Annotated in this window: 27 protein-coding genes; 19 read left to right on the top strand and 8 right to left on the bottom strand. The window is 59.2% G+C overall.

Annotated elements, in window-relative coordinates; translation table 11 throughout:
- Window positions 1–76: 76 nt before the first annotated feature.
- The 4 genes from purM (at window position 77) to ACI3K0_RS08860 (ending at window position 2,563) form a co-directional block, all read left to right on the top strand.
- Window positions 77–1,150 (top strand): phosphoribosylformylglycinamidine cyclo-ligase, encoded by a 1,074-nt coding sequence (gene purM, locus ACI3K0_RS08875; RefSeq protein WP_183827227.1) that lies wholly within the window; start codon window positions 77–79, stop codon window positions 1,148–1,150.
- Between the two features lie 26 nt (window positions 1,151–1,176).
- Entirely contained in the window at window positions 1,177–1,842 is a 666-nt protein-coding gene (gene purN / locus ACI3K0_RS08870) for a phosphoribosylglycinamide formyltransferase (protein ID WP_183827230.1), read from the top strand.
- 71 nt (window positions 1,843–1,913) lie between these two features.
- Window positions 1,914–2,159, top strand: a complete 246-nt coding sequence (locus ACI3K0_RS08865) for a type II toxin-antitoxin system Phd/YefM family antitoxin (protein WP_183827233.1) — start codon at window positions 1,914–1,916, stop codon at window positions 2,157–2,159.
- A complete protein-coding gene (locus ACI3K0_RS08860; protein ID WP_183827236.1) occupies window positions 2,159–2,563 on the top strand; it encodes a type II toxin-antitoxin system VapC family toxin in 405 nt (134 codons plus the stop codon). Before ACI3K0_RS08865 ends, ACI3K0_RS08860 begins: the two co-directional genes overlap by 1 nt.
- A gap of 9 nt (window positions 2,564–2,572) precedes the next feature.
- Here ACI3K0_RS08860 and ACI3K0_RS08855 read toward each other — a convergent pair whose 3' ends face one another.
- From ACI3K0_RS08855 to ACI3K0_RS08845, 3 genes are all read right to left on the bottom strand, one after another.
- Window positions 2,573–3,742 carry an alpha-D-ribose 1-methylphosphonate 5-triphosphate diphosphatase gene (locus ACI3K0_RS08855; RefSeq protein WP_183827239.1) on the bottom strand — a complete coding sequence of 390 codons (1,170 nt, stop codon included), beginning with the start codon at window positions 3,740–3,742 and terminating at the stop codon, window positions 2,573–2,575.
- Window positions 3,743–3,840: 98 nt separating this feature from the next.
- Entirely contained in the window at window positions 3,841–4,452 is a 612-nt protein-coding gene (locus ACI3K0_RS08850; RefSeq protein ID WP_183827243.1) for an NUDIX domain-containing protein, read from the bottom strand.
- A gap of 40 nt (window positions 4,453–4,492) precedes the next feature.
- The gene (locus ACI3K0_RS08845; RefSeq protein ID WP_183827246.1) at window positions 4,493–6,625 is read right to left on the bottom strand and encodes a molybdopterin-dependent oxidoreductase; all 2,133 of its coding nucleotides are present in this window, start codon (window positions 6,623–6,625) and stop codon (window positions 4,493–4,495) included.
- Window positions 6,626–6,708: 83 nt separating this feature from the next.
- Between ACI3K0_RS08845 and ACI3K0_RS08840 the strand changes: the two genes are divergently transcribed.
- Window positions 6,709–7,578, top strand: coding sequence for a 23S rRNA (adenine(2030)-N(6))-methyltransferase RlmJ (locus ACI3K0_RS08840; protein WP_183827249.1), 870 nt, complete (start codon window positions 6,709–6,711; stop codon window positions 7,576–7,578).
- Window positions 7,579–7,593: 15 nt separating this feature from the next.
- Here the strand turns inward: ACI3K0_RS08840 and ACI3K0_RS08835 are convergent, their stop codons facing one another.
- Complete coding sequence (locus tag ACI3K0_RS08835; RefSeq protein WP_148145370.1) at window positions 7,594–8,577, bottom strand: lysylphosphatidylglycerol synthase domain-containing protein; 984 nt, start codon at window positions 8,575–8,577, stop codon at window positions 7,594–7,596.
- Between the two features lie 134 nt (window positions 8,578–8,711).
- Between ACI3K0_RS08835 and ACI3K0_RS08830 the strand changes: the two genes are divergently transcribed.
- The 4 genes from ACI3K0_RS08830 to ACI3K0_RS08815 all read left to right on the top strand — a co-directional run bounded on the left by ACI3K0_RS08830 (window position 8,712) and on the right by ACI3K0_RS08815 (window position 11,571).
- The gene (locus ACI3K0_RS08830; RefSeq protein WP_394353677.1) at window positions 8,712–9,410 is read left to right on the top strand and encodes a ribonuclease T2 family protein; all 699 of its coding nucleotides are present in this window, start codon (window positions 8,712–8,714) and stop codon (window positions 9,408–9,410) included.
- 23 nt (window positions 9,411–9,433) lie between these two features.
- The gene (locus tag ACI3K0_RS08825) at window positions 9,434–10,030 is read left to right on the top strand and encodes a glutathione S-transferase family protein (protein ID WP_148145371.1); all 597 of its coding nucleotides are present in this window, start codon (window positions 9,434–9,436) and stop codon (window positions 10,028–10,030) included.
- A 160-nt stretch (window positions 10,031–10,190) separates the two neighbouring features.
- Window positions 10,191–10,319 (top strand): hypothetical protein, encoded by a 129-nt coding sequence (locus ACI3K0_RS08820; protein ID WP_281388851.1) that lies wholly within the window; start codon window positions 10,191–10,193, stop codon window positions 10,317–10,319.
- A 262-nt stretch (window positions 10,320–10,581) separates the two neighbouring features.
- On the top strand, window positions 10,582–11,571 hold the full coding sequence (locus tag ACI3K0_RS08815; RefSeq protein ID WP_183827251.1) for a tripartite tricarboxylate transporter substrate binding protein: 990 nt from the start codon (window positions 10,582–10,584) through the stop codon (window positions 11,569–11,571).
- A gap of 74 nt (window positions 11,572–11,645) precedes the next feature.
- On the opposite strand, the gene ACI3K0_RS08810 is transcribed toward ACI3K0_RS08815, so the two are convergent.
- Window positions 11,646–12,284 carry an outer membrane protein gene (locus tag ACI3K0_RS08810; RefSeq protein WP_183827255.1) on the bottom strand — a complete coding sequence of 213 codons (639 nt, stop codon included), beginning with the start codon at window positions 12,282–12,284 and terminating at the stop codon, window positions 11,646–11,648.
- Between the two features lie 582 nt (window positions 12,285–12,866).
- Between ACI3K0_RS08810 and uvrC the strand changes: the two genes are divergently transcribed.
- The 4 genes from uvrC (at window position 12,867) to ACI3K0_RS08790 (ending at window position 16,400) form a co-directional block, all read left to right on the top strand.
- Window positions 12,867–14,933 (top strand): excinuclease ABC subunit UvrC, encoded by a 2,067-nt coding sequence (gene uvrC / locus ACI3K0_RS08805; RefSeq protein WP_183827259.1) that lies wholly within the window; start codon window positions 12,867–12,869, stop codon window positions 14,931–14,933.
- 142 nt (window positions 14,934–15,075) lie between these two features.
- The gene (pgsA, locus tag ACI3K0_RS08800) at window positions 15,076–15,663 is read left to right on the top strand and encodes a CDP-diacylglycerol--glycerol-3-phosphate 3-phosphatidyltransferase (protein WP_148145375.1); all 588 of its coding nucleotides are present in this window, start codon (window positions 15,076–15,078) and stop codon (window positions 15,661–15,663) included.
- Window positions 15,664–15,673: 10 nt separating this feature from the next.
- Entirely contained in the window at window positions 15,674–15,931 is a 258-nt protein-coding gene (gene moaD / locus ACI3K0_RS08795; RefSeq protein ID WP_183827262.1) for a molybdopterin converting factor subunit 1, read from the top strand.
- A gap of 4 nt (window positions 15,932–15,935) precedes the next feature.
- Window positions 15,936–16,400: a molybdenum cofactor biosynthesis protein MoaE gene (locus ACI3K0_RS08790; protein ID WP_148145377.1), complete on the top strand. Its 465-nt coding sequence runs from the start codon at window positions 15,936–15,938 to the stop codon at window positions 16,398–16,400.
- Window positions 16,401–16,412: 12 nt separating this feature from the next.
- Here the strand turns inward: ACI3K0_RS08790 and ACI3K0_RS08785 are convergent, their stop codons facing one another.
- Entirely contained in the window at window positions 16,413–17,309 is an 897-nt protein-coding gene (locus ACI3K0_RS08785) for a branched-chain amino acid ABC transporter permease (RefSeq protein WP_183827265.1), read from the bottom strand.
- 65 nt (window positions 17,310–17,374) lie between these two features.
- Here ACI3K0_RS08785 and ACI3K0_RS08780 point away from each other — a divergent pair, with 65 nt between their 5' ends.
- Both ACI3K0_RS08780 and ACI3K0_RS08775 read left to right on the top strand, forming a co-directional pair.
- Window positions 17,375–17,920, top strand: coding sequence for a CGNR zinc finger domain-containing protein (locus tag ACI3K0_RS08780; RefSeq protein ID WP_183827268.1), 546 nt, complete (start codon window positions 17,375–17,377; stop codon window positions 17,918–17,920).
- Window positions 17,917–18,420, top strand: coding sequence for a hypothetical protein (locus ACI3K0_RS08775; protein ID WP_183827271.1), 504 nt, complete (start codon window positions 17,917–17,919; stop codon window positions 18,418–18,420). The genes ACI3K0_RS08780 and ACI3K0_RS08775 overlap by 4 nt, the downstream gene beginning before the upstream one ends.
- A gap of 54 nt (window positions 18,421–18,474) precedes the next feature.
- Here the strand turns inward: ACI3K0_RS08775 and ndk are convergent, their stop codons facing one another.
- Both ndk and ACI3K0_RS08765 read right to left on the bottom strand, forming a co-directional pair.
- Window positions 18,475–18,897: a nucleoside-diphosphate kinase gene (gene ndk / locus ACI3K0_RS08770; protein ID WP_148145381.1), complete on the bottom strand. Its 423-nt coding sequence runs from the start codon at window positions 18,895–18,897 to the stop codon at window positions 18,475–18,477.
- Between the two features lie 128 nt (window positions 18,898–19,025).
- A complete protein-coding gene (locus ACI3K0_RS08765; protein ID WP_183827274.1) occupies window positions 19,026–19,718 on the bottom strand; it encodes a glutathione S-transferase family protein in 693 nt (230 codons plus the stop codon).
- A gap of 150 nt (window positions 19,719–19,868) precedes the next feature.
- On the opposite strand from ACI3K0_RS08765, the gene ACI3K0_RS08760 reads away from it, so the two are divergent.
- From ACI3K0_RS08760 to ACI3K0_RS08745, 4 genes are all read left to right on the top strand, one after another.
- Window positions 19,869–20,381 carry a DinB family protein gene (locus tag ACI3K0_RS08760; RefSeq protein ID WP_183827277.1) on the top strand — a complete coding sequence of 171 codons (513 nt, stop codon included), beginning with the start codon at window positions 19,869–19,871 and terminating at the stop codon, window positions 20,379–20,381.
- A 125-nt stretch (window positions 20,382–20,506) separates the two neighbouring features.
- Window positions 20,507–21,541, top strand: a complete 1,035-nt coding sequence (locus ACI3K0_RS08755; RefSeq protein ID WP_183827281.1) for a GGDEF domain-containing protein — start codon at window positions 20,507–20,509, stop codon at window positions 21,539–21,541.
- Window positions 21,542–21,602: 61 nt separating this feature from the next.
- Window positions 21,603–23,489, top strand: a complete 1,887-nt coding sequence (locus tag ACI3K0_RS08750) for an ABC-F family ATP-binding cassette domain-containing protein (RefSeq protein WP_183827284.1) — start codon at window positions 21,603–21,605, stop codon at window positions 23,487–23,489.
- 184 nt (window positions 23,490–23,673) lie between these two features.
- The gene (locus ACI3K0_RS08745; protein ID WP_183827286.1) at window positions 23,674–25,716 is read left to right on the top strand and encodes a prolyl oligopeptidase family serine peptidase; all 2,043 of its coding nucleotides are present in this window, start codon (window positions 23,674–23,676) and stop codon (window positions 25,714–25,716) included.
- Window positions 25,717–25,724 lie beyond the last annotated feature (8 nt).

Below are 25,724 nucleotides of genomic sequence, written 5' to 3'. Positions count from 1 at the left end.
ACGCTTGCATATCCGGGCGCGTCGTGCAATTGGCGGCAGCTTATAGTTCCCTTTGGGTCCGGACTGGAGATGGATTATGAGCGAGGCAGGCAAGAACGGTCTCACCTATAGCGATGCAGGCGTCGATATCGATGCCGGTAACCTGATGGTCGAGAAGATCAAGCCGGCGGTGCGTTCCACCCGGCGCCCTGGTGCTGACGGCGAGATTGGCGGTTTCGGCGGCCTCTTCGACCTGAAGGCAGCAGGCTTCAATGACCCGATCCTGGTTGCCGCCAATGACGGCGTCGGTACCAAGCTGAAGATCGCCATCGACGCGGATTTCCATGACACGGTCGGCATCGACCTCGTTGCCATGTGCGTCAACGACCTCGTCGTTCAGGGTGCGGAACCGCTTCTGTTCCTCGATTATTACGCTACCGGCAAGCTCGATCCCGATCAGGGTGCTGCGATCGTCAAGGGCATTGCAGCGGGCTGCGTCGAATCCGGCTGCGCGCTGATCGGCGGCGAGACGGCCGAAATGCCGGGCATGTATTCCGACGGCGATTACGACCTTGCAGGTTTTGCAGTCGGTGCTGCCGAACGCGGCCAGCTTCTGCCGGCCGGCGATATCGCTCCCGGCGACGTCATTCTCGGTCTCACCTCTTCCGGCGTTCATTCCAACGGTTTCTCGCTGGTGCGCAAGATCGTCTCGCTCTCCGGCCTCGGCTGGGATGCCCCTGCCCCGTTCGCGGCAGACAAGAAGCTCGGCGAAGCGCTGCTAACCCCGACCCGCATCTATGTGAAGCCGCTTCTGAAGGCGATCCGCGAGACGCATGCCTTGAAGGCGCTTGCCCACATCACTGGCGGCGGTTTTCCGGAAAACATTCCGCGCGTCCTGCCGAAGCATCTCGCAGCAGAGATCGAGCTTGGCAACATCCCAGTTCCGGCCGTGTTCTCATGGCTGGCGAAAACCGGCGGTGTCGAGCCGAAGGAAATGCTGCGCACCTTCAACTGCGGCATCGGCATGATCATCGTCGTGTCTGAAGAGAACGCCAAGGCGGTGACCGACGTGCTCTCCGCCGAAGGCGAGACGGTCGTACAGCTCGGCCGCATGGTAGAGCGCGCTGAGGGCGGTGCCGGCGTCATCTACAAGGGTACGCTCGGCCTGTAATTTCTCAATGTCTTGAGGATGAGATCATGAACTCGGCCAAAAAGCGCGTCGTCGTCTTCATCTCTGGCGGCGGCTCCAACATGGTATCGCTGGCCGATGCCTGTGCTGAACCCGGTTTTCCTGCAGAGATCGTAGCGGTTATCTCCGATAAGCCGACTGCCGGCGGGCTCGCCAAGGCCGAGGCGCGCGGCATCAGGACTTACGTGTTCGAACGCAAGGCCTATGCCGGCAAGGCAGAGCATGAGAATGCAATCCTTGAGACGCTTGCCGATATCAATCCGGACATCATCTGTCTTGCCGGTTACATGCGGCTGATCTCAGGCGATTTCATCCGCCCCTATGAGGGCCGCATTCTCAACATCCACCCTTCCCTGCTGCCGCTTTTCCCCGGTCTCCACACGCATCAGCGTGCCATCGACGCCGGCATGAAGATCGCCGGCTGCACCGTACATTTCGTCACCGAAGGCATGGACGAAGGCCCGATCGTGGCGCAGGCTGCCGTGCCGGTGATCACCGACGACACCGCCGACATGCTGGCAGGGCGGGTGCTGACGGTTGAGCACGAGCTCTATCCGATGGCGTTGAAGCTGCTTGCCGAGGGCAAGGTGCGGATGGAAAGGGGACGGGCGGAATTCACACCTGCAGATGACGCGGCTATTGCCGATCAACGGATCGTCTCCGCAGGTCTATAAGCCCAAGCCCCTCCCTGATTGACCGTCGTTTTGACCAGCCTTATCCTGTACGAGACAGGCGGAGCCTTGCCATGACGATTACAGTCAATATCGGCGATGCCGATCTCAACGAGTTGCTTGCAAAACTGGAAGCAGGCGAGGATGTCGTCCTCACGCGTGACGGCGTGCCGATGGCACGATTGACGTCTCTAGCGGAAGAAACGTTCGATCGCGAGGCGCGGATGAAAGTCTTGGAAGAGGTGAAGGCCTTTCGTGACACGATGCCACGAGTAACCCAAGAAGAAATTGCCGAATGGAAAGCCATAGGTAGGCGCTAATGACGGACTTTGTCGTTGACGCTTCCGTCGCGTGTAGCTGGGTATTGCCGGACGAAGCATCAACAATCGGCGACACAGCATATGCGCGACTTCAGACCAATAGAGCGCTGGTTCCTGACTTGTTCTGGCATGAAGCGCGAAACGTGCTGATGATGACCTATAGGCCGAAGCGTATCGATTTTGCCATGGTCGCGACAGCTATGGCAATGCTGCGCATGCTACCTATTCGCACACTTGGTCAACCGCATGATCAACCGATCTTCACACTCGCCGAGCGCCATAATCTCACTGCGTATGATGCGGCCTATCTGGCCTTGGCTCTTGAGACCAAGTTGCCGCTCGCAACTCTCGACAAGCAATTGATTACCGCAGCGACACAGGGAAACGTGCTGCTGCTCGCGTAGCCGATAGCCTCAAGCCGCCATCATCTGCAACGGGTGCAAGGTCCCATCGCTATAGACGAAGCGGCCGTCGCGGAAGGTGGCGCGGATGCGGTGGACATCGCCGGTCTCGACGGCGACGAGATCGGCGCGCTGGCCAATCGATATCTCGCCGCGATCGGTGAGGCCTGCCGCACGGGCAGCATTCGACGTTGCCATGGCGACGGCCTTGGGCAGGCCGATCGTCATGATGTCGGCGAGCCTGAAGATCGCGGGAACGAAGGCGGCCGGGTGATAGTCCGCTGCAATCGTAGAGAGAAGGCCGGCGCTGGCCGCATCGAGCGCACTCAGATTGCCTGACATGGAGCTGCCGCGCAGAGCATTCGGCGCGCCCATCAGCGTATGGAGGCCGCGACGGATGGCTTCCTCGGCCGCAGCCATGGTCACCGGAAACTCGCTGATCGTGACGCCGAGATCGAACATCTCGATGACTTTCTGGGCGCTGTCGTCATCATGCGAAGCAAGCGACAGTCCGTGCTTTTTCGAGAGCGCGACGATTTCCTTCAATCGTGTCTCGATTTCCGGGTTACTGCGCATCTCGATACGCTTGTTGATCATCGCCTGCGCGGTCTCGATCGAGATCGAACGGCGCTCCGACATGCTCAGCACATAGGCTTCGATATTGTTATACTGGCCCTGCCCCGGCGTGTGGTCGGTCAGCGATACCATGTCGATCTCTCCTGCCTCCAGCAGCCGCTCCAGCGTTGCTGCTGCACCGACATTGGTGATCTCGTAACGGGCATGGACGCGATGGTCGATCAGGAGATCCTCGCGCAGCCGGTTGATGCCCTCGATCACCGCTGAGGTCGTTTCCAGCGAACGGACATTGCCGTAGACACTTTCGGTGGCGAAGGAGACGGCGGCATAAGCAGTCGTCACGCCATGAGCCGCAAGTTTCTTGTCCAACTCATGGATGCCGAAATCGATCGGCATCTCCGCCTTGGGGCGCGGGGAAATCTCGCGCTCGATCATGTCGCCGTGCAGATCGACGAAACCCGGCATCAGATAACGCCCGCCACCGTCGATCACCGCATCGGCAACCGCTTCATCACGGATTTCGGCGATCGCGCCGTCCTCGATCCGAACCGATCCGCCTTCAACGATCTGGTCCGGCAAAACGAGGGTGAAATTGCCGAGCCACATGATCATCTCCTAATGCTTTCGGTCTGTCGGCTGGAGCCGTTAGGCGCGTTTCGTGACATTCGTATGAAACCGCGAAGATTTCACAAAGAGCGTGCGTCTCAGGCCGAAGCCAGCTCCGCACGATGCAGCATTGCCCACTGCAATGCGATGATCGTCTTGGCATCGGTGATTTCGCCGGTGGCGATCATCCGGTAGGCGTCGTCGAGGCCGAGTGTGACGACTTCGATATCCTCCGCCTCACCTGCAAGGCCGCCGCCGAGACCGGTCCGCCTGTCCGCATCGACGCTGGCGATGAAGAGCGACAGCTTTTCCGTCAGCGCGCCGGGGCTCGCATGGACATCACAGATATAGCGCGCCTTCTCTATGCTGAAACCGGTCTCTTCCATCGCCTCGCGGACCACGGCTTCGGCCGGGATTTCACCTGCATCCACGAGGCCCGCCGGGATTTCCAGCATGTAGGCCGGGTCGCCATTTGCAAATGCGCCGGAGCGGAATTGGCGGACGAGAGTGATGGTATCGTCGACTGGATTATGCAGAAGGATGGCAGCGGCACTACCGTGATCATGGACCTCGCGATCGACCGTAACGACGCGCCCGTCCGGCATGCGCTGTTCGAAGGTGAGCATCTCCAACGTCACGAACCCCTTCCACAGGGTCTTTCTCGATACGAGGCGCACCCGCTCTGCTTCGGAAGTGTCGATGTCGATCATGTCCGTTCCTGTACTTCTGATTCTTGTCGATGATGCAGGATCAGCTCTTGCGGAGCCAGACCTTGTTGTCGTGAACGGCGGCACCACCGAAGGGAGCGACAGGATCGGCGCCGGTCAGGACGTTGATCCCCTCCCCATCGAGATGTGCGTCGTTCGGCCACAGACCTTCGGCGATCAACACCCCCGGCTTTGCGCCCGGCACCAGCCTCGCATGAAGGCGGATCTCGCCACGTAGATTGCCAAGACAGACGATATCGCCATCGACGACGCCCAGACGTTCGGCATCGGTCGGTTCGATCATCACTTCCGGCCGGCCTTCCTTCTGGATCGAGCTTTTCGTCTCGGCAAAGCTGGAATTCAGAAAGCTGCGCGATGGCGAGGTCGCCAGCCGGAACGGATGTTCGGCATCGACCGTCTCGATTACCGCGACATGGTCCGGAAAACGCGGCAGTTCCGTGTGTGGGCCGAGCGGACCGACGCTATCCGGTGTGCGGTCGGGCGAAGGGCCGTTTATCCAGTCCGGCGAGAAGCGGAATTTTCCATCCGGATAACCGAAACCGTTGATGTAATGGGCGGTATCGAAATCCGGCTGGGCGTCGATCCACTTGTCGGCCTTCAGATCCTCATAGGAGCCCCAGCCACTATCTTCGAGAATGCGGTCTATATGGCTGCGCTCATCCTTGCCGAAACCGGCAAAATGATAGACGCCGAGGCGCTTTGCCAGTTCCTCGATGACGAAGAGATTGGTGCGTACGGTCGATGGCGGCTCGACCAGCTTGGGGCCGAGTAGGATATGCTGCTGGCCGCCGGCGCGATATAGATCGTCATGTTCGAGGAACATGGTCGCCGGCAGCACGATATCGGCCATTTTGGCCGTATCGGTCATGAACTGTTCGTGCACGGCGGTGAACAGGTCGTCGCGCAAAAATCCCTGTTTCACGAGGCGCTGCTCCGGCGCGATGTTCATCGGATTGGTGTTCTGGATCAGAAGCGCCGTGACCGGGCCCCGATGACGCAGAGCCACCGGATCGCCGGTCAGCACGCGGCCGATCTGCGACTGGTCGAGCATGCGGATCTCGGGGTCCATATAGGCCGTGCCCATCAGCTCGGACTTGTTCAGCCGAAAGATCTCGCCGTTGTTATGGAAGGCGCCGCCGCCTTCGTATTGCCAAGAGCCGAGAACGGTCGCGACGGACAATGCGGCATGCATGGCCGCCGTGCCGTTGCGCTGGCGGGAAAAACCGTAGCCGAGGCGGAAGAAGGTTTTCTTCGTCGTGCCGATCAGACGAGCGAAATCCTCGATCTCCTCGACCGAAAGACCGGTGATTTCCGACGCCCATTGCGGCGTGCGGGATTTCAGGTGCGCTTCGAGGCCAGCCGGGTCATCGGCATATTTCGCCATATACTCGCGGTCGGCATAACCGTCGCGGAAGGCGATATGCATCAGGGCGCAGGCGAGCGCGGCATCCGTGCCGGGACGAAGGACGATCTTTACGTCCGCCTGTTTCATCGTCGGATTGTCGTAGATGTCGACGACGACGATCTTCGCGCCGCGTTCCTTGCGGGCCTTGATCGCATGGGTCATGACATTAATCTGGGTGGCAACCGCATTGGTGCCCCAGATAACGACGCAATCGGACTTCGCCATCTCGCGCGGATCGGGACCCCGTAGAGCGCCCGTGCCCATCACGTAACCGGTCCAGGCCATGTTGGTGCAGATCGTGCCCATGAAGCCCGAATATTTCTTGGCATGCCGCAGCCGCTCGATACTGTCGCGCTGTACCTGCCCCATCGTGCCTGCGTAAAAATACGGCCAGACGGCTTCGGACCCATGTTTCGCTTCAGCCTTGATGAATGCGTCGGCGATCTCGTCGAGCGCAGCCTGCCAGGAAAGCTCCTGCCAGTTGCCATCGCCCTTCGCCCCTTTGCGGCGCTGCGGCACCATGAGACGGCCCGGATGGTAGATGCGCTCGGAATAGCGCGCGACCTTGGCGCAGATGACGCCCGCCGTATAGGTATTGTCCGACGACCCGCGCACGCGGCCGATCCTGCCGTCCTCGGTCAGATCAACATCCAGCGCGCAGGCGCTCGGACAGTCGTGCGGACAGACGGTATGGCCGACTGAATTGTGGCCGGGCTTGCTTTTGGCAGAGATGGGGGTCGCGATGTTCATGGGTTTTCTATATTGCAAGCTGAGGCGCGCCAAAAGCGCGATTTGGCAGCCATCAATTTTATTCAAGCGAGACACAAGCCCAGATGAACTACCGGCATATCTATCACGCGGGCAATTTTGCCGATGTTCTCAAGCACGCCGTTCTGGCGCGGCTGGTTCGTTACCAGCAGAAAAAGGACAAGGCATTTCGCGTGCTCGATACCCATGCCGGCATCGGGCTTTACGATCTGTCGTCGGAAGAAGCACAGAAGACCGGTGAATGGGTGGACGGGATCGGTCGGCTGATGGAGGCAGAGCTTCCTGCAGATGTGGCCGAAATCCTCGAACCCTATTTCACCGCGATCCGGGAATTGAACCCCGCGGGCGGCATCAAGCTTTATCCGGGCTCGCCAAAGCTTGCCCGCATGCTGTTTCGCCCGCAGGATCGGCTTTCGGCGATGGAACTGCATCCGGAAGACTATAACCGTCTGCACAATCTGTTCGAGGGTGACTTCCAGGTTCGCGTGACGGAGCTCGATGGCTGGCTGGCGCTCGGTGCGCATCTACCGCCGAAGGAAAAGCGCGGCATCGTTCTGGTCGATCCGCCTTTCGAGGAGAACGGCGAATACGAGCGGCTGGTGAAGGGGCTTGCTAATGCCTACCGCCGCTTTTCCGGCGGCACCTATTGCCTCTGGTATCCGATCAAGAAGGGCGCGCCGATCAAATCCTTCCATGAGGAGCTTCAGGCGCTGGAAATCCCTAAAATGCTCTGCGCCGAACTTTCGGTGAAAAGCGATCGCGAAACGACCGGGCTTTCCGGCACCGGTCTCATCATCGTCAACCCGCCCTTCACGCTGAAGGACGAGTTGCATGCGCTACTGCCGGTACTCAAAACCGTACTTGGTCAGGATCGTTTTGCCTCGCAACGCGCCTTCTGGCTGCGTGGCGAAGAGGGCGGACGCGGCGAGGAATAATCGCCCAGAAGCTCTCTAAGCCTTTTCCTGATGCTTGGCCCGCTGGATATCCAGCGGCTCATCGCGGCGAAACTGCGAGCGCTCGAAAACGAAGATCACCACCAGCGCCATGACGAAGGGGATGATCAGGTAGAAGAGCCTGAAGACAAGCAGTGCCGCGATGACATCGGCCGGATTCATGTCCGGCAGGCCCATGACGAAAACCAGTTCCAGGACACCGAGACCACCCGGTGCATGGGAAAGAAGGGCCGCGGAAAAGGACACGAGAAAAATTCCCAGTACGACCATGTATCCGGGATTTCCGACCTCCGGCAGGGCAAAATAGATGATCCCGGCAGCCCCGATCAGCTCGATCGGCGCGATCAGAAGCTGCGGCAACACGACCCGTGGTGCGGGATAGACGATATTGACCGTCCCCAGTTTCGACAGCCGGAGTGTCAACGGCTTCAGCTTCATGAAGCTGGCAACGACGTATAGACCGATCAACACCAGCAGCAGATAGCCCAGCGCAGCCGAAGCTTCGACCGGGATCAGGTCACCGAAACGCGCAATCACTTCCGGCTCGATGACAAGAATGATGCCGATCAGCATCAGCGTTCCGAGAATGAAGGTGAAGGAACACATGGCGATAAGGACGCCGATTTCCGCCGGTGTCATGCCCCTCGTCGAATAGGCGCGGTAGCGGACAACGGCACCGGAAACGACGGAGGCGCCAATATTATGCGACAATGCGTAGGTGGTGAACGAACAGACGGTGATGAAAAACCAGTCGATTTTGCGCCCGAGATGCAAGAGGGCTATCCGGTCGTATCCCGCCAAAGCCCAGTAGGCGACAAGGCTTGAAGCCGCGGCCAGGCACCAGTGTGTCTTGGGAATTGCCGCAAGGCTTACCCACAGATCATCGAGCGAAAGCCCCCTCAATTCCTTGTAGAGAAGCCACGCCGAAAGCGCTATCGTAAGGCCGCCAACGGCAGGCCACAGGTATTTCTTGAATGTCATTCAGCTGTTTCGCTCTTTGCTCCCCACCTCGATCACTGCACGCAGCCATCAGCGAATTTGCACTCTATTCGCTTGGACACTGAACATTCAACAATTACAACGCTCTCGTGTTCCAATGGTGAGGATTCGTGATCATGATGAAGAAATCGTCGGCTCTCCGCGAGGTCCTTTTTGCCGCAGCGATCATGCTCGCAACCGCGGTCTCGGCATTGTCCCCGGTCAATGCGCAGGAACGTCGCCAGGATCGGCAGCCGGACCGCGCCGGGAATTTCGATTTCTACGTGCTCTCGCTCTCATGGTCTCCGACCTTCTGCGCCACTGCCAAGGGCGGTCGCAACGACCAGCAATGCGGCATCGACAAACGGTTCCGCTTCGTCGTGCATGGCCTGTGGCCACAATATGAAAAGGGTTATCCGGACTTTTGCCGAACCTCCGAGCCTGAACGGGTACCGCGTACGGTTGGCGAAAAGATGTTCGACATCATGCCATCGATGGGACTTGTCGGCCATCAGTGGCGAAAGCACGGCAGCTGCTCAGGGCTGAATCAGGAGACTTATTTCGACAAGGTCCGCCAGGCTTATGAGCGTGTCGCGATTCCTGCCGACCTGACCCGCGGCGACCGGCCTCTTAGCCTATCCGCGGATGAAATCGAACAAAAGTTCCTCAGCGCCAATCCCGGCATGAGCCACCGCGGCATCGCCGCGAGCTGCGAGGGACGCCAGTTGGAAGAAATCCGCATCTGCCTCACCAAGGATCTCGCATTCCGCGACTGCGCCGAAGTCGACCGCCGAGGCTGCACGATCAGCCAGGTCACCCTTCCGCCAGCCCGCTGACAAATTTCAAAGAGGAAAGCCTGATGAAAATTCTATATTCTCCAGCATCCCCCTACTCGGCCAAGTGCCGCATGGCGGCGCGCCACCTCGGTATCGAGCTGACAGAGGTGAAGACCGATACCAATACTGCACCGGCGGAACTGACGGACAACAATCCGCTGGGCAAAATCCCGGTACTGATCCGCGACGGTGAAGCGCCGATCTATGATAGCGTCGCGATCATGCATTTTCTCGACCGCAAGTCGGGCGGCAAACTTTATCCAAAAAAGGATGAGAAGCGCACCGAAGCGGAAGTGCTTGAGGCGCTGTGCGACGGTGTGATGGACTGCCTTCTCTCGATTGTCTACGAGCGCCGTTTCCGCGGCGAGGAAAATGCCTATCAGCCGTGGATCGACAAGCAGTGGGCAAAGGTGGTCAAGTCGCTCGACCATCTGGAAAAGAACCTGCCGAAGACCGGCAAGAAACTGCATGGCGGCCATTTCGCGCTCGCCGCAATGATCGGTTATCTCGACCTGCGCTTTAACGGCCAATGGGCCGAAGGCCGCCCGGAACTCGCTTCCTGGCCGGATATCTTTGCCAAGAAGTTTTATCATTATGCGGAGATGAAGGCTGCTGCATAGGCCTGGCCCGGACATTGCTTTTCAATGCATCGGAAACGATCAAGGGGGCCGCTCAGGCCCCTTGAAATTTTGACTTCCGGCCCGGCCTGCAGCAACCGAATGTGCTTGCCATCCGAAGCAATCGGATCGACAACATGTCATCTAGAAAAAGGAGAAAAAGATGGCCAAGGGTCAGGTGCGAAGCAACAAGGAAGTCCGGAAACCCAAAAAGGAGAAGGGCGCCGAGAAGGTCGCGAAAACGCTCGGTTCTCAGGTGAAGAACTCCGAAAGCTCCATCACCAAAAAATAACACAAGCCACCGGACGGTGGCCAGCGACATTGGCGACGACGGGACTTGGCGGGATGACGTTGAAGCGTCTCCGGCAGAAGATGAATTTTCTTGCTGAAGGGATGCTATCTCTCCCTGCAGGCACGAGCCGACAAGCCGATCGTTCAACTCTCGATATACTTAGACTTTCCTCCTATATGCCCAAGCACCTGAAATGCTTGCCCTCACCCCTCCCTCCGCTACTATGAGACGAACGGCGGGAGGCCGTGATGGAGGAAATCAGATGACATTCACTGCATTGACGCGGCGTGCCGCGCTTGTTCTTGCCGGAACAGCACTTTCAGCGCTCTCGTTCGGCCATCAGGCGAATGCCCAGACCTTTCCCGACCGGACGATCACGCTGGTCGTGCCCTTCGCTGCCGGCGGCTCCACGGATGTGGTCGGCCGCGTGGTGGCGCAGAAGATGGGCGATATCCTCGGCCAGCAGGTGGTGGTCGAAAACGTTGCCGGCGCAGGCGGCAATCTCGGTGCCGACCGCGTGGCCCGCGCAGACCCGGATGGCTACACGATCCTCATGGGCACCGTCGCAACACACGCCCTCAACCCCTTGATCCTGAAACAGAAACCGTACGATCCGGAAAAGGATTTCTCACCGGTTTCACTGCTCGTCATCGTGCCGAATGTGCTGGTCGTCAATCCGAAACTCGAAGTCAATTCCGTCGCGGAACTGATCGAGCTCCTGAAGAAGGACCCGGACAAATATTCCTACGCATCGTCGGGCAACGGCACGCCGCTGCATCTCTCCGGCGAGCTGTTCAACAGCATGGCTGGCGTGAAAATGCAGCACGTTCCCTACAAGGGTGCCGGTCCTGCTCTCAACGACCTTCTCGGCAACCAGATTTCGATCATGTTCGACAACCTCCCCTCGTCCTCCAGCCATATCAAGGGCGGGACGCTGAAAGCGCTCGGCATCACGACGAAGGAACGCGCGCCCTCTTTCCCTGACGTGCCGACCGTGGCCGAGACCGTGCCAGGTTATGAAACCTACACTTGGAACGCCCTGTTCGCGCCCGCCGGTACGCCTCCGGAAGTGGTCGCCAAGCTCAACGAAGCCGCCAATACTGCGTTGAAAGACCCAGCAGTCGCCGGTCGGATGAAGGACTTTTCCGCCACGATCGTCGGCTCCACGCCGGAAGAACTCGGCAAGCATGTGACAGCCGAGCTTGCCAAATGGAGCCCGGTGGTCAAGGCCGCCAACATCCAGATGGACTGAAGATTTTCGCATACAAAAAAGCCCGCGGCATTCACGCCGCGGGCTTCCCCAGCCTGTTTAGGCTATAGGTCTGATTAGAACTTCACGCCGATACCGACCTTGACGCTGTGATCGTCATAGCCCTTCGAGAAGGAGCCGCTATCGAGATTGTAGTCCTTGGAACCGTAGTCGGTGTAACGGTATTCGAGACGGGCCGTGATGTTGCTGGTGACGAAGGCTTCAGCACCTGCACCGACCGTGTAACCAACGGCAGTCTTGCTTTCCGACGATGTTGCGTCAGACAGCTTGTTGTCCTGGATGGCGACACCGGCCGTACCGTAGATCAGGAAGGGGTTCATGTCGTAACCGACGCGACCGCGCAGCGAGCCGTTCCAGCCAGCCTTGCCTTCGAGATCCGGATAAGTGCCGTCCTTTTCGCCGTTGTAGGCGACATCGCCTTCAACACCGTAGACGATCTGGCCGCTCTGCCAGTTGTAACCGGTATAGAGACCGCCACCAAGCTTGCCATCACGATCGCCAGCGCCGAAACGGCCCCAGTCGTAGGCACCGGTTGCACCGAGGTAGTAACCCTGCCAGTTACCGACAGCCGGAGCCGGCTCGTCAACGGCGACCGGCGCCTGCGGGACCTGATCTACAGCGTCAGCAGCATTGGCCGCGGAAATTGCGATGAAGCTGGCAGCCGAGGCCATCAGAGTTGCGATGAGAATACGCATACATTTTTCTCCTTTTAATGCTGCCGGGAAGGCGTCACATCAACATTGTTGGCGACAGCTTTGTTCCCTGCTCGCTGAGGAGAAATTTGGAGTGCAATTGAGGAAATGAGAGAGCCGAATTGTGAATTGTTTGCGGCAGACAGAAGGCTAAATCTTGATGTTGCATCACCGCAACATGTATTTCATTAACCCTAATACAATACTAATTCGTTGATTAACTGCTTTACATTTCTTTCTTATTTCTTAACAAGCGAAAATATCCAAGTCAATACACACGATATTTGATGACAATCATCAAGCTGCACCCAAGATGTGCCTGTTGTTCGAGTTTAGACCAAACAGATCACATCTCGGCTCCTCCCGTTTATGCTTCGAAATACCTGTCTATGCATACCGCTCCCGACCTCACACCGGCACGACCGTCCGAATGCCGCCGCATTTCGTCAACGGCCGCGATTGAGGCGCAACAACCGCGCCTGCTTCCAAACAGCTTCACCGGACACTATCTGTGAGAGCAGAAATCGACTTCGATTCGAGATATGGCGAGCCCGGCGCCTACGCGCGACGTGGCGGAGATATGTAATGAACGACAAGAAGCTGCCGGATGGCGGCGTTCTCTATGACGAGATCGATGATGACGAGGATGACGCAGCGGCGCCTGATACGCCTGCCGACACGATTGCCGCGACAATCGACTGGAACGAGGCGCTTAAGAACGAAAGCGGCCTCAAGGGTGCCGATCTGATTGCCGAATTCGTCAAGCACCTGCCGAATACGCCGGGCGTCTACCGCATGTTCAATGAGGCCGGCGATGTGATGTATGTCGGCAAGGCACGCAGCCTGAAGAAACGCGTCGGCAATTATGCGCAAGGGAGGCTGCATTCCAACCGCCTCACCCGCATGGTGCGCGAGACGACGCATATGGAATTCGTCACGACGCGGACGGAAACCGAGGCGCTGCTTCTCGAAGCCAACCTGATCAAGCGGCTGCGCCCGCGCTTCAACGTGCTTTTGCGCGACGACAAGTCGTTTCCCTATATTCTGATCAGCGGCGATCACCGCGCTCCTGCTCTATTGAAGCATCGCGGCGCGCGGGCACGCAAAGGCCAGTATTTTGGGCCGTTCGCCTCCGCCTCCGCCGTAGGCCGCACGATCAATTCACTGCAGCGCGCCTTCCTGCTGCGCACGTGCACCGACAGCGTGTTCGAGACGCGCACGCGACCCTGTCTTCTCTATCAAATCAAACGCTGTTCCGGCCCCTGCACGCATGAAATCAGTGATGCGGGGTATGCTGATCTGGTCAAGGAAGCATCGGACTTTCTGTCGGGCCGCAGCCAGAATGTGAAGAACACGATCGCTGCCCAGATGCAGGAAGCTTCGGAAGATCTCGATTTCGAGCGTGCTGCAGTCTATCGCGACCGACTGGCGGCGCTTTCGCATGTCCAGAGCCATCAGGGCATCAACCCAGCCGGCGTTGAGGAGGCGGATATCTTCGCCATCCATCACGAGGGCGGACTGACCTGCATCCAGGTCTTCTTCTTCCGCACCGGGCAGAACTGGGGTAACCGCGCCTATTTCCCCAAGGCCGATCCGCAGATGACGGCGGCCGAAGTGCTGAACGCTTTCCTTGCGCAGTTCTACGACGACAAGCCGGTCCCGAAACAGATCCTGCTTTCCGAAACGGTCGAGGAGCAGGATTTGCTGGCGCTCGCCTTTTCCGAAAAGGCAGGACACAAAGTGGCGATCCTGGTGCCACAGCGGGGCGAAAAGCGCGATCTCGTCGATCACGTTCTCGCCAATGCCCGCGAAGCGCATGGCCGCAAGCAGGCCGAGACATCCTCGCAGGCGCGACTGCTCAAGGGATTGGCGGAGACATTCGCGCTACCCTATCAGCCCCGCCGTATCGAGATTTACGACAACTCGCATATCATGGGCACCAATGCCGTGGGTGGCATGGTCGTGGCGGGGCCGGAAGGTTTCGTGAAAGGCCAGTATCGCAAGTTCAACATCAAATCGACCGACATCACCCCTGGCGACGATTTTGGCATGATGAAGGAAGTGATGACGCGGCGCTTCTCCCGCCTCATCAAGGAAGAGGGGATTCCGGACCGCAGCATTTCGGCTGGCACGAATGCCGAGGCCGCAATGGAAACGACCGGCGACGATATCAATGACGCCGCCTTCCCGGCATGGCCCGACGTGATCCTGATCGACGGCGGCCAGGGGCAGATGACGGCTGTCCGCGCCATTCTCGATGAACTCGGCATTCGCGATGTCGTGACCGCCATCGGCGTCGCCAAGGGCGTCGACCGCGATGCCGGCCGCGAGCGATTCTTTGCCGATGGCAAAAGCGACTTCTCGCTGCCGCCGCGCGATCCGGTTCTCTATTTCATCCAGCGCATGCGCGACGAGGCGCATCGGTTTGCGATCGGCTCGCACCGGGCACGACGCAAGAAGGAGATGATCAAGAACCCGCTGGACGAGATTTCCGGCATCGGACCGGGCCGAAAACGCAAGCTCCTGCAGCATTTCGGCACGGCCAAGGCCGTATCACGCGCGGGCCTCAACGATCTCATGGCCGTCGAAGGGATTTCAGAGGCTGTGGCCAAGCAGGTCTATAACCATTTTCACGAAACGAGGGCCAATTGATCCCGCTTCCGAGCCTCGATCTGGCCTTTCGCAACTCTCGGCGGATCGCCTGTCACAATCGTCTGTAAAAAAGCCGCGAAACCGGTTGACGCTTGGCCTTGGACGCATCAACTAGGGAACAACACGCAAGCATAGGTACGATATGGCTTCCCGCGCATACAATATCCCCAATCTTCTCACCTATGCGCGCATCGTTGCCGTGCCGGTGATCGTTCTCTGTTTTTTCGTCGAGGGGAAGCTGGAAAGCTCTGACACTGCCCGCTGGACGGCGCTGTGGCTGTTTGTCATCGCCTCGCTGACCGACTATCTCGACGGCTATCTCGCCCGCATCTGGAACCAGACGTCGAATATCGGCCGCATGCTCGATCCGATCGCCGACAAGCTGCTGGTCGCCTCGGTCCTGCTGCTGATGGCAGCGGATGGAACGATTGCCGGCTGGTCGCTCTGGGCGGCGATCACAATCCTTTGCCGTGAAATCCTCGTCTCGGGCCTGCGTGAATATCTCGCCGCGCTGAAAGTCTCCGTGCCGGTCACACGGGTCGCCAAATGGAAGACGACGATCCAGATGGTATCGATCGCCTTCCTGCTCGCCGGTCCCGCCGGCGACAAGGTCGTACCTTATATAACCGAAATGGGTATCGCGCTTCTCTGGGTTGCTGCGATCCTGACCTTCTACACCGGCTACGACTACTTCAAGGCCGGCGTAAAGCATCTGGTGGATGCGGATTGAGGACTTTGGAATGAAGGTCAATCTCATCTATTTCGCCTGGGTTCGCGAACGTATCGGCAAGACCGAGGAGGAAATCGAGCTTCCTGAAAGCGTCGTGACCGTTGGCGATTTGCTGAATCACCTGAAGGGCTTTGGTGAGGTATACGAGGCTGCACTTGAATTTCCCGATGTGATCCGCGTGGCGATCAATCAGGAACATGTCGAGCATGACGAGGCGATCGCCGGTGCCCGCGAGATCGGCATATTTCCACCGATGACCGGCGGGTGAAACGGTGAATGTCCCCTCTCCCACCATCCGCGTGCAGGCGCATGATTTCGATCTTCAGGCGGAAGTCGATGCCCTGAGCGGTGGCCGCACGGATATCGGCGCGATCGTCTCATTCGTCGGGCTCTGCCGCAGCGAACAGGGCAAGCTTTCGGCGCTGGAACTCGAGCACTATCCCGGTATGGCGGAAATGGAGATGAAGCGGATCGCCGATCTTGCGATCGAGCGTTTTTCGCTGATGGGGGCAACCGCCATTCATCGTCACGGCCGGATCGAGCCGGGCCAGAATATCGTGCTGGTCATCGCTGCCGCGCCGCACCGGCAGGCCGCCTTTGACGGCGCCAATTTCATCATGGATTACCTCAAGACCTCGGCGCCCTTCTGGAAGAAGGAACATGCGACCGACGGCACCGCCGGAGCGTGGATCGAGGCCAAGGGCATCGATGACCAAGCGAAGAACAAGTGGGACTGAATTCCACCTCCGTCAGATCGTTATCCGCTCCCGGCGGCTGAGAACAAGAAGCACAACCAGCCCCGAAATTACCGCCAGATCGCGCCAGAAAATCGGGCCGTATCCGCCCCATAGCGTTTCGGCTATCCCGACCAATGCCGCCCCGGCCGCAGATTTGATCGGGCTTGAATGTCCACCAGCAGCGGCTATCAGCACGACTTTCAGACCGAAAAGCAGGCCGGCACCGAAATCCATCGTCCCGTAATAGGATGTCGCGAGTATGCCGCAAACTGAGGCATAGAGGGCCGCCAGCGCGTAAGCCGAGACGAAGATCCGTGCGGAATTGACGCCGGACAGCTCTGCCGCAAAGGCATCGTCGGAGACCGCCCGCCAGCAACGGCCGAAACGGCCATGCCAGAGCGCGATATGGCCAGCGAAAACCATCACCAACATCAGCGCCGTGTTGATCACTTGCAGCATTGTCAGCCCAACGGAAAAGTCAGAACCCTGCCAGAAGACGATCCGGCCATTCAGGAAAGGCGGCAGCCAGAGTTCGCGCGTATCGGAAGCAAGCCGCGCGCCTTCCATCAGCACCATCACCAGACCGAGCGAGGCGACGATCATGGCATTCGGCGATACGGCTGAAAGCGGCCGCATGACGAACTGCCCGATCGCAGCACCTGCCCCTACCCCGCCGATCAATCCGGCCGCCGCACCAAGCGCCAGCGAAGCGGGCAGAATAAGCCACAGCCGATCCCAGCCTATATGGGCGAAGAGAAGATAGATGTGGCCGGAAAAGGCGAAGATCGCACCATAGGTGATGTCGGCGCGGCGGGTGACGGCAAAGGCGAGCGCATAGCCGAAAGCCAGCGCTGCATAGAGCGATGAGGTCGGCAAAGCATTGGCGATCTGCTGCAGGAAATAGGCCATCCGGCGCTCCAATACGTGAGATCGAATATAACTGGTAAAAGCCATTTTGAAAGTTATAATCGCTCATGACCTTTTCATGGACACCACATCGTTTTGCCGGGGGTGCGCTGGCGCTGGACGTCGCCAACAGCGTCATCCTGCGTTTCAACCCTGCCCGCAGCGTGGATCGATTTGCCGAGCCGGCGCAACTGAATGCATTTGCGAAAGCTGCAGGCGAATTCTCCGCGGAGCGCGCGCTGTTCGGCACGCCTGCTGTCCTACCGAAGCAGAACGAGGCATCGTTCATTGCCATGCGTGAGGCAATCGACGGTTATTTTCGGGCCTGCGTAAGCGAGGCAGAAACATCGCTGCTTCTCGCCTCCCTGCTGGAGGCGGTAGCCGCGGTACTGCGGCTGGGAGCCAGGGGATCGCTTGAGACCGAGACGGCCTATTCGGCTCTGAGGCTGTTGTCCGACACCGAAAAAAAGAGGATCAGGATCTGCGGCAATTGCGGCTGGCTGTTCATCGACCGCAGCAAGAACCGCAGCCGCATCTGGTGCGACATGACTGTGTGCGGCAACCGGGTCAAGGCTGCGCGTCACTACAATGCCAGGAAGGATCGGCTGCCATGAAGGGCACGGCGCTCGCGGCCGCTCTCGCAATCCTTGCTCTCGCCTCCTGCCAGCGGGAAACCGAGGGCAAGCTGGTCGAGCTTTCCGGGCGTCTATTCGTGTTCAACTATCGCGTCGCCACGGCCAATTATCTCGTCACGCTGAAAAAGCTTCGCCCATTGCCGGATGGCAGCGTCGTTACGGCAGAGTTCGAAAATCCGAAGGGCGGCGATGCCCTTAAGGCTCGGGAAAGAATCTTTCCGATCGAGGAGAAGATCGTCATCCAGAGCCCGCATCTGCAATGCGTGCGCAAGGACCGCTCCTATGCGGTCACCATTCGCATCCTGTCGGCATCAGGCGACGTGCTGCAGGAGATCGAAACGAGCATTACCTCGGATGTCGACCAGAGCGTGCTGCCCGCCAAGCCGCTCGTCGTCGGGCCCGGCTATACGCCCAATCCCGATGTCTTTCACGCGGATGGAAGCGAAGACATGTCGAGTGACGGCAGCTGCCCTAGATAACAAAAAAGCCGGAGCGTCAGCCCCGGCTTTTTTCAATCATCAATCGTGTGGCGATTAGCCGACGATTTCGGTTTCTGCGAACCAGTAGGCGATTTCCTGAGCGGCGGTTTCCGGAGCATCCGAACCGTGAACCGAGTTTTCGCCGATCGACAGGGCGAACTGCTTGCGGATCGTGCCTTCAGCAGCCTGAGCCGGGTTGGTCGCGCCCATGATTTCGCGGTTCTTCAGGATGGCGCCTTCGCCTTCCAGAACCTGAACGATGGTCGGGCCAGAGGTCATGCCTTCAACCAGTTCGCCGAAGAACGGACGTTCCTTGTGAACTGCGTAAAAACCTTCGGCTTCGCGCTTCGACATCCAGACGCGCTTGGACGCGATGATGCGCAGGCCGTTGTCTTCGAATACCTTGGTGATAGCGCCGGTCAGGTTGCGCTTGGTGGCGTCCGGCTTGATCATCGAGAAGGTGCGTTCAATCGCCATCTTGTCTATCCTTTGTTTCCAGGGGCACTTTGCCAGGGGAAAGTTGGCGGTGTTTACCCGCCTCAAGCGCCGGAAACAAGGGGGTCCCGGCCATTGTCTTGGCTATTGTCACCCCGCGAAGCCGAATTTCACGCCGCCGTCACACTGCGCCCGACGCCCTCGTAAAGGTCGAGGCAGCGCTCGAACCACGCTGCAACCGGGTCATCGGCCGCCAGCACATTCCCGCCGGTGGTGATCCGCATCCACTGCAGGGCACCGAACAGGATGTAATCGGCAAACAGCGGACCATCGCCGCCGATGAAATCCTGATAACCGAGCATCTGGCGCATCGGCTCCAGTTTTGCTGCAAAGCCTGCAACCGCAGCCTCACGCCCGGCGCGCAGATCTTCCAGCGACCGGCCAAGCATCTTCTCGCGTGTCGTCCGGAAATAGGTCCGGTCGGTCTCGTCCAGCATGTCGTGGATATCGGCAACCGCGATGCCGGTGATCGCGGGATGGATGATGCTCTGCGAAAAACGCTCGACGAACCGCGACAGCGCCTTGCCACCTTCACCACCGAACAAGGTCGGCCGGTTCGGATAATGCTCCTCCAGATAAAGCGCGATATCGAAACTGTCGCGGATCAGTTCGTTGCCGTCCCGCAGGATCGGAACCGTCTTGGAAAATCCGTTTTCCAGTTCCGGGATCTGGGTGAAGGGCGTCGGCTTCTCGATGAAATCAAGCCCCTTGTGCTTCAGCGCCAGAACCACCTTCCAGCAATGCGGGGAGAAAGGGCGGCTCTCGTCGGCACCGCAAAGAGAATAGAGGATACGGGTGGTCATCAAGGGGCTCCTAGTCATCCGTTAGAATTTTGATGATGAGCAGGAATTTGGCTGCAATCCAATCAGAAGATTTCATGCGTTGCATAAGACCCGCGTGATGCGCTTTGCTGTAGATGGAAATTCTCGAAACGGGCCACGCGGGAGAACCATATGCAGCGCCATTTCCAGATGCTTGCCGATTACAACCACTGGGCCAACAACCGTGTCTATGATGGCTGCGCAGCACTGAGCAAGGAGGATTACCGTGCCGACCGCGGCGCATTTTTCGGCTCTGCGCATCGCACGCTCAACCATCTTCTTGTCGCCGACCGGATCTGGCTGAGGCGCATCACAGGTAGCGGCACGGCGCCGATGGAGCTGAATGTCATCCTGTTCGAGGATTTTGCCGAGCTTCGCGCAGCGCGGAAAGCAGAAGACGATCGCTTTGTCGCACTGACAAAATCGCTTTCACCGCAAGATTTCGAGCGCGCTGTGACCTATACGCCGGTCAGCAATCCTGTTCCGGTCACCGATCCGCTCGCCGGCATGCTGGCACATGTGTTCAACCACCAGACCCACCATCGCGGGCAGATCCACACGATCCTGACCTCGCTCGGCCAGCCCTCCATCGTGCTCGACATGATTGCGTTTCTGAGGACGGATGGAAAACACTGGATGTCGTGAACTGGGCCTTAACCCTCTTTCGCACGAATCCGAGCCTCAATTGCAATCCATGGCCGTATTTCAGCGGATGTTAACGCGCTGTCGCAATCAATCGTCTTCACGCACGAACGATCAGGAGACGACGGATGCCGACCCAGGCCCGAAAAGCAGCTCAGGACAGGACATTGCAGGCGGTAAGCCAACATATGGCCCGCATCGAGGTGAACGGCCTGCCGCGCAATTACGAGCTCTTTTACGAGGCTCATTGCGGCACCGATGTCGGGCTGTCGCGCGAAGTCATGGCCCTGCCGGTATCACCTAACCAGACGGCGCTGGACGAGATCGGCATCCGCTACCAACTGCCGGGCTTTGTTGCCAGCGGCCTGCCGAAATCCCGCAATCCGGATATCCTGCTGATCGCCAGCCTGCGCGAGAAGATGGCGAGCGGCGCCGAGCAGAAGCGTGGCTTCAGCCGAGCACTGGAAGCCGTTGCAAAAAGTCTGCGCGAGGATAACGGCGCCGGCCCCGGCGATATCCTTGCCGAAATCGAATATCTCAGCGTCTCGCTTTCCGATGCCGTGGTCGCAGAAACGGAACTCGAAGCCGCCCTGCGTTCCGGCGCCAATCTTCTCACCGTTGCCGAACAGGACGCCTCCAGCGCCCGCGCCGTGATGCTGCGCGACCGGATGACCGGACTGCCGAACCATGCCGCCTTCACCGAAAAGCTCGAAGCGCTTTATGCGGACGACAACGAGAGCCGCGATACGGCACTCTTCCTCGTCGCCGTCAGCGACATTTCCGACATTGCCGATACCTATGGCGAGGCAGCAGCCACCCGAATCGTCAAGAAAACCGCCGCTATCTTCCGCAAGACGATCAAGAAGGACGATTTCCTCGCGCGCATCGGCAAGGCAGAATTCGCCTTCCTGTTCCGCCATGTCGGCCGCGATGCGATCAAGCCGATAGCAAACCGCCTGACCGCTTCGATCAACGACAATCTCGTCTTCGCGACCTCCGAGGGCACGCCGGCGATCCGGCTTTCCATGGGAGCCTCCATGGCAACTGAGGCGTTTTCACCGCAGCAACTGCGTCAGCAGGCCGTGCTTGCGGCCGAAGCCTCACGGGCCTATCCGCGCACCAATGTGATCATTCACGGGGACACCGGCCGATCGGGCGTCTAATCTGCGATCTGATCCGGGCGATCCCTTGCGTTGACAGCGTGTTTCGGCCAAAACCGCCGCCATGATCACGATTACTGACCTTTCCGCCCGCATTGCAGGCCGTCTGCTTCTCGACAACGCCAGCGTCTCGCTCCCGGCGGGCGCCAAGGTCGGCCTGATCGGCCGCAACGGTGCGGGAAAGTCGACGCTTTTCCGCGTCATCACCGGCGATCTCATTGTCGAGAGCGGATCCGTGACGATCCCGAAGAATGCCCGGATCGGACAGGTTGCACAAGAAGCGCCTGGCACGGAAGAGTCGCTCATCTCCATCGTCATGGCCGCCGACAAGGAGCGCACGGCGCTGATGGCGGAAGCCGAAACGGCAACCGACCCGCACCGGATCGCCGAAATCCAGATGCGGCTCGTCGATATCGACGCTCACTCGGCGGAAGCGCGTGCAGCGAGCATTCTTGCCGGCCTCGGTTTTAATGCAGAAGCCCAGCTTCGTCCCGCCTCGTCATTTTCCGGCGGCTGGCGAATGCGTGTGGCGCTGGCGGCCGTGCTTTTTGCCGAGCCTGATCTGCTTCTGCTCGACGAACCAACGAACTATCTCGATCTCGAAGGCACGATGTGGCTGGAAGACTATGTGCGCCGTTACCCGCACACGGTCATCGTCATTTCGCACGACCGCGATATGCTGAACAACGCGGTCAATTCGATCGTGCATCTCAACCAGCAGAAGCTGACCTTCTATCGCGGCAATTACGACCAGTTCGAGCGCCAGAAGGCCGAAGCCGACGAATTGCAGATGAAGGCGAAGGCAAAAAACGACGCCGCGCGCAAGCATCTGCAGAGTTTCATCGATCGCTTCAAGGCCAAGGCAACCAAGGCCAAGCAGGCCCAGAGCCGGGTGAAGGCGCTGGAGCGCATGGGTACGGTGGCGGCCGTGATCGAGGACCATGTCCAACCGATCAGTTTTCCGAAGCCGGAAAAGATCCCCGCCTCGCCAATCGTTGCAATCAACAAGGGATCGGTCGGTTATGAACCCGGCAAGTCGATCCTGAAGAATATCAGCCTGCGCATCGACAATGACGACCGCATCGCGCTGCTCGGCTCCAACGGCAATGGCAAATCGACCTTCGCCAAGCTGATTTCTGGCCGCCTGCAGACAGATGGCGGCGAGATGAAACTGCCGCCGTCACTCTCTATCGGTTTCTTCGCTCAGCACCAGCTGGATGACCTGATTCCCAACGAAACGCCGGTCGATCACGTGCGCCGGCTGATGCCGCAGGCGGCGGAAGCGCAGGTACGTGCCCGCGTCGCGCAGATGGGGCTTGCAACCGAAAAGATGAATACCGCCGCCAAGGATCTGTCGGGTGGCGAAAAGGCACGCCTGCTGATGGGGCTTGCCGCTTTCCATGCGCCGAACCTTCTGATCCTCGATGAACCTACCAACCATCTCGACATCGACAGCCGCCGGGCGCTGATCGAGGCGCTGAACGATTATGACGGCGCCGTCATCCTGATTTCCCATGATCGCCACCTGATCGAGGCGACCGTCGACCGGCTGTGGCTGGTCAATGACGGCACGGTCAAGCCGTTCGAGGGCGACCTCGAAGAGTATCGTGAGCTGATCATCGCTTCAGGCCGCAAGAAGGACGACAAATCGCAGGCTGCAGCAGACGAACAGGTCAACAAGGCCGACCAGCGCAAGGCAAATGCCGAAAAGCGAGCCTCGCTTGCGCCGCTGAAGAAAAAGATCAACGAAATCGAATCCTTGACCGCCAAGCTTGAGAAGCTGATTCAGGCGCTTGATAAAGAACTTGCGGACCCTGCCCTTTATGAAAAGGCGCCGGCTAAGGCAGCTCAAAAGGCCAAGGAGCGAGGCGAGGCCGCCGCAAAGCTTTCGACCGCCGAAGAGGAATGGCTGATGCTGTCCTCGGAATATGAAGAGGCGATGGCGGGGTGACTTTCATTGCAACGTCTTTCTCGGGCCTGTCCCGAGAATCTACTCACGTTGCAGCCAGCCGGAATGACAGCAGATCCTTGGGACAAGCCCAAGGATGACGGACAGCACAAATGCCGTCAGGCCGGTTGCCACCGCCCTTCGTGATGCATAGGTAGAGGCTTCCCGAGCACACGAGGAGGCCATGATGAACCTGTTTCTCGAAACAGACGACGACCAGAACACGATCGCTTTCGTTACCGAGCAGAACAGCAAGTCGGACCGCCAGTTCAGGACACCGGAATTCGACAAGGATCGCGACGCGCTGAAGGCGATGATCGAGCGCGAGGACCGGCTGATCGTGCCGGTGCGGCGCGGCAAATGGCTGTTCGATTTCCATCGCTCGAAGGACAATCCGCTTGGGCTCTGGCGCCGGTTGCCGGCAGACGTTGAGCCACGGCACGATGCTGCCTGGGAAACAGTCTTCGATTTCGACGCCTTCTGTCTGAAAGAGGGCAAGCGCTGGATCTATTCAGGCGCGATCACCTCTCCTTATGAACCGACGCGGGTCTTGCTGATCCTCTCCGACGGTGGTTCGGATCAGTTGCGGCTTCTGGAATTCGACACCGAAACAAGGACGATCGTCGAAGGCGGCTTCGACACGCCGACGGCGCGCGCCCATGCGGCATGGCTGAGCCCGGACGAGATCGCCTATTTCGGCTCTGTCGACGAGTTTTCCGCCACCCACTCCGGCTGGCCGCGGGTCGGTCGCATTCTCAAGCGCGGCGTCGATCCCAAGGATGCACCGATCCTGTTCGAGGCAGGCAAGGACGATGTTTATGGCGCAGCCAGCGTCATCGATCCGCTGTTCTGGGGCGGCAAGCCGGATGAGGCGAAGATCGAGTTCTTCACCGTCGGCCACGAGATCGGCAAGGCGAGCGTGCATATCCGCAACGCGAGCGGAGATATCGTGCGCCTCGACCTGCCCGTCGAAAGCGACAGCGACCTCAATCACACCCATGCGATCTGGCGGGCGAAGACCAACGAGCGGTATCCGACCGGCACGCTCATCCTGCAGGATTTTCATCCTTTCGGGGCAGAGCCGCTGACAAACCCACGCGTTCTATTTTCGCCGAAAGACGGCCAGTCGGTTTCCCAGTTCACGCTGCTGAAGACCTGGGCCGTCTTCATCGTCGTTGATCGTATGGTGCCGAAATTCTATCTGGTCGACCTGACCAAGCCCGATCCCAAACCCGAAGAACTGCCTCTGCCGGAAGAGCTGCAGACGGTCGGCTTCCGGATGTTCGATGCCAACCTGACGCTCGGCGAGGAAATCCTCACCGTCATCGGCCAGGGCTTTCTTCTACCCGCCAGCAGCTTCCGTCTCGACCTGACGGATCACAATGCCAAACGCGAGCTCGTCCCGACCGGAACCTCGCCCGCCTATTTCGATGCGGAGGGTATGACCTCGGAACTTCTCGAGGCAATCTCGGAAGACGGCACCCGAGTGCCCTATCACATCACCCTACCCCGCAACTGGACCAAAGGCGAACTGCCGGTACTGATGTATGGCTATGGCGGTTTCGGCGTATCGCTTTCGCCCGTCTATTCCGGCGCCTACGGCATGCTGCTAGAACAGGGCGGCGCCTTCGTGCAGGCCTATATCCGCGGCGGAGGCGAGCTTGGCCCTGACTGGCATACGGTCGCCAAGGGCAAGGGTCGCCACAAGGCGTTCGAGGATTTTGTCGCGGTCGCCCGCGATCTGGTCAAGCGCGGTTACACCAAGCCATCCCGCATCGCCTGCAACGGCGGCAGCAATGGTGGGCTTCTGACTGCTGTCATGGCAACGCGCTACCCGAATGATTTTGGCGCGATGTGGACCTCGGTGCCGGTGATCGACATGTCGCGTTTCCACATATTCCCGGCCGGACGCGCCTGGATGGACGAATACGGCAATCCGGACGTGGCCGACGATCTCAATGCGATGCTCACCTATTCGCCGCTGCATCAGGTGAAGCCGAAGAGCGAGATCACCTATCCACCGATCTATATCGAAAGCTCGACCAATGACGATCGGGTGCATCCTTCTCATGCGCGGCGTTTCGCCAAGCGACTGATCGATGCGGGTCACGAGCCCTTCTTCCGGGAATACGGATCGGGCGGTCACGGCGGCGCCGGCGACACGACCGAAATGGCCGAACGCCGCGCGATGGGCTACAGCTTCCTGCGCCAGACGATCATGAGAGACTGACCTGATAA

The sequence above is a fragment of the Rhizobium sp. ZW T2_16 genome, from assembly GCF_044987325.1.
GTDB classification, from domain to species: Bacteria; Pseudomonadota; Alphaproteobacteria; order Rhizobiales; family Rhizobiaceae; genus Neorhizobium; species Neorhizobium cellulosilyticum.
The sequence above is the reverse complement of the archived record's forward strand: the minus strand, read 5'-3'. Positions and strand labels throughout refer to the sequence as shown.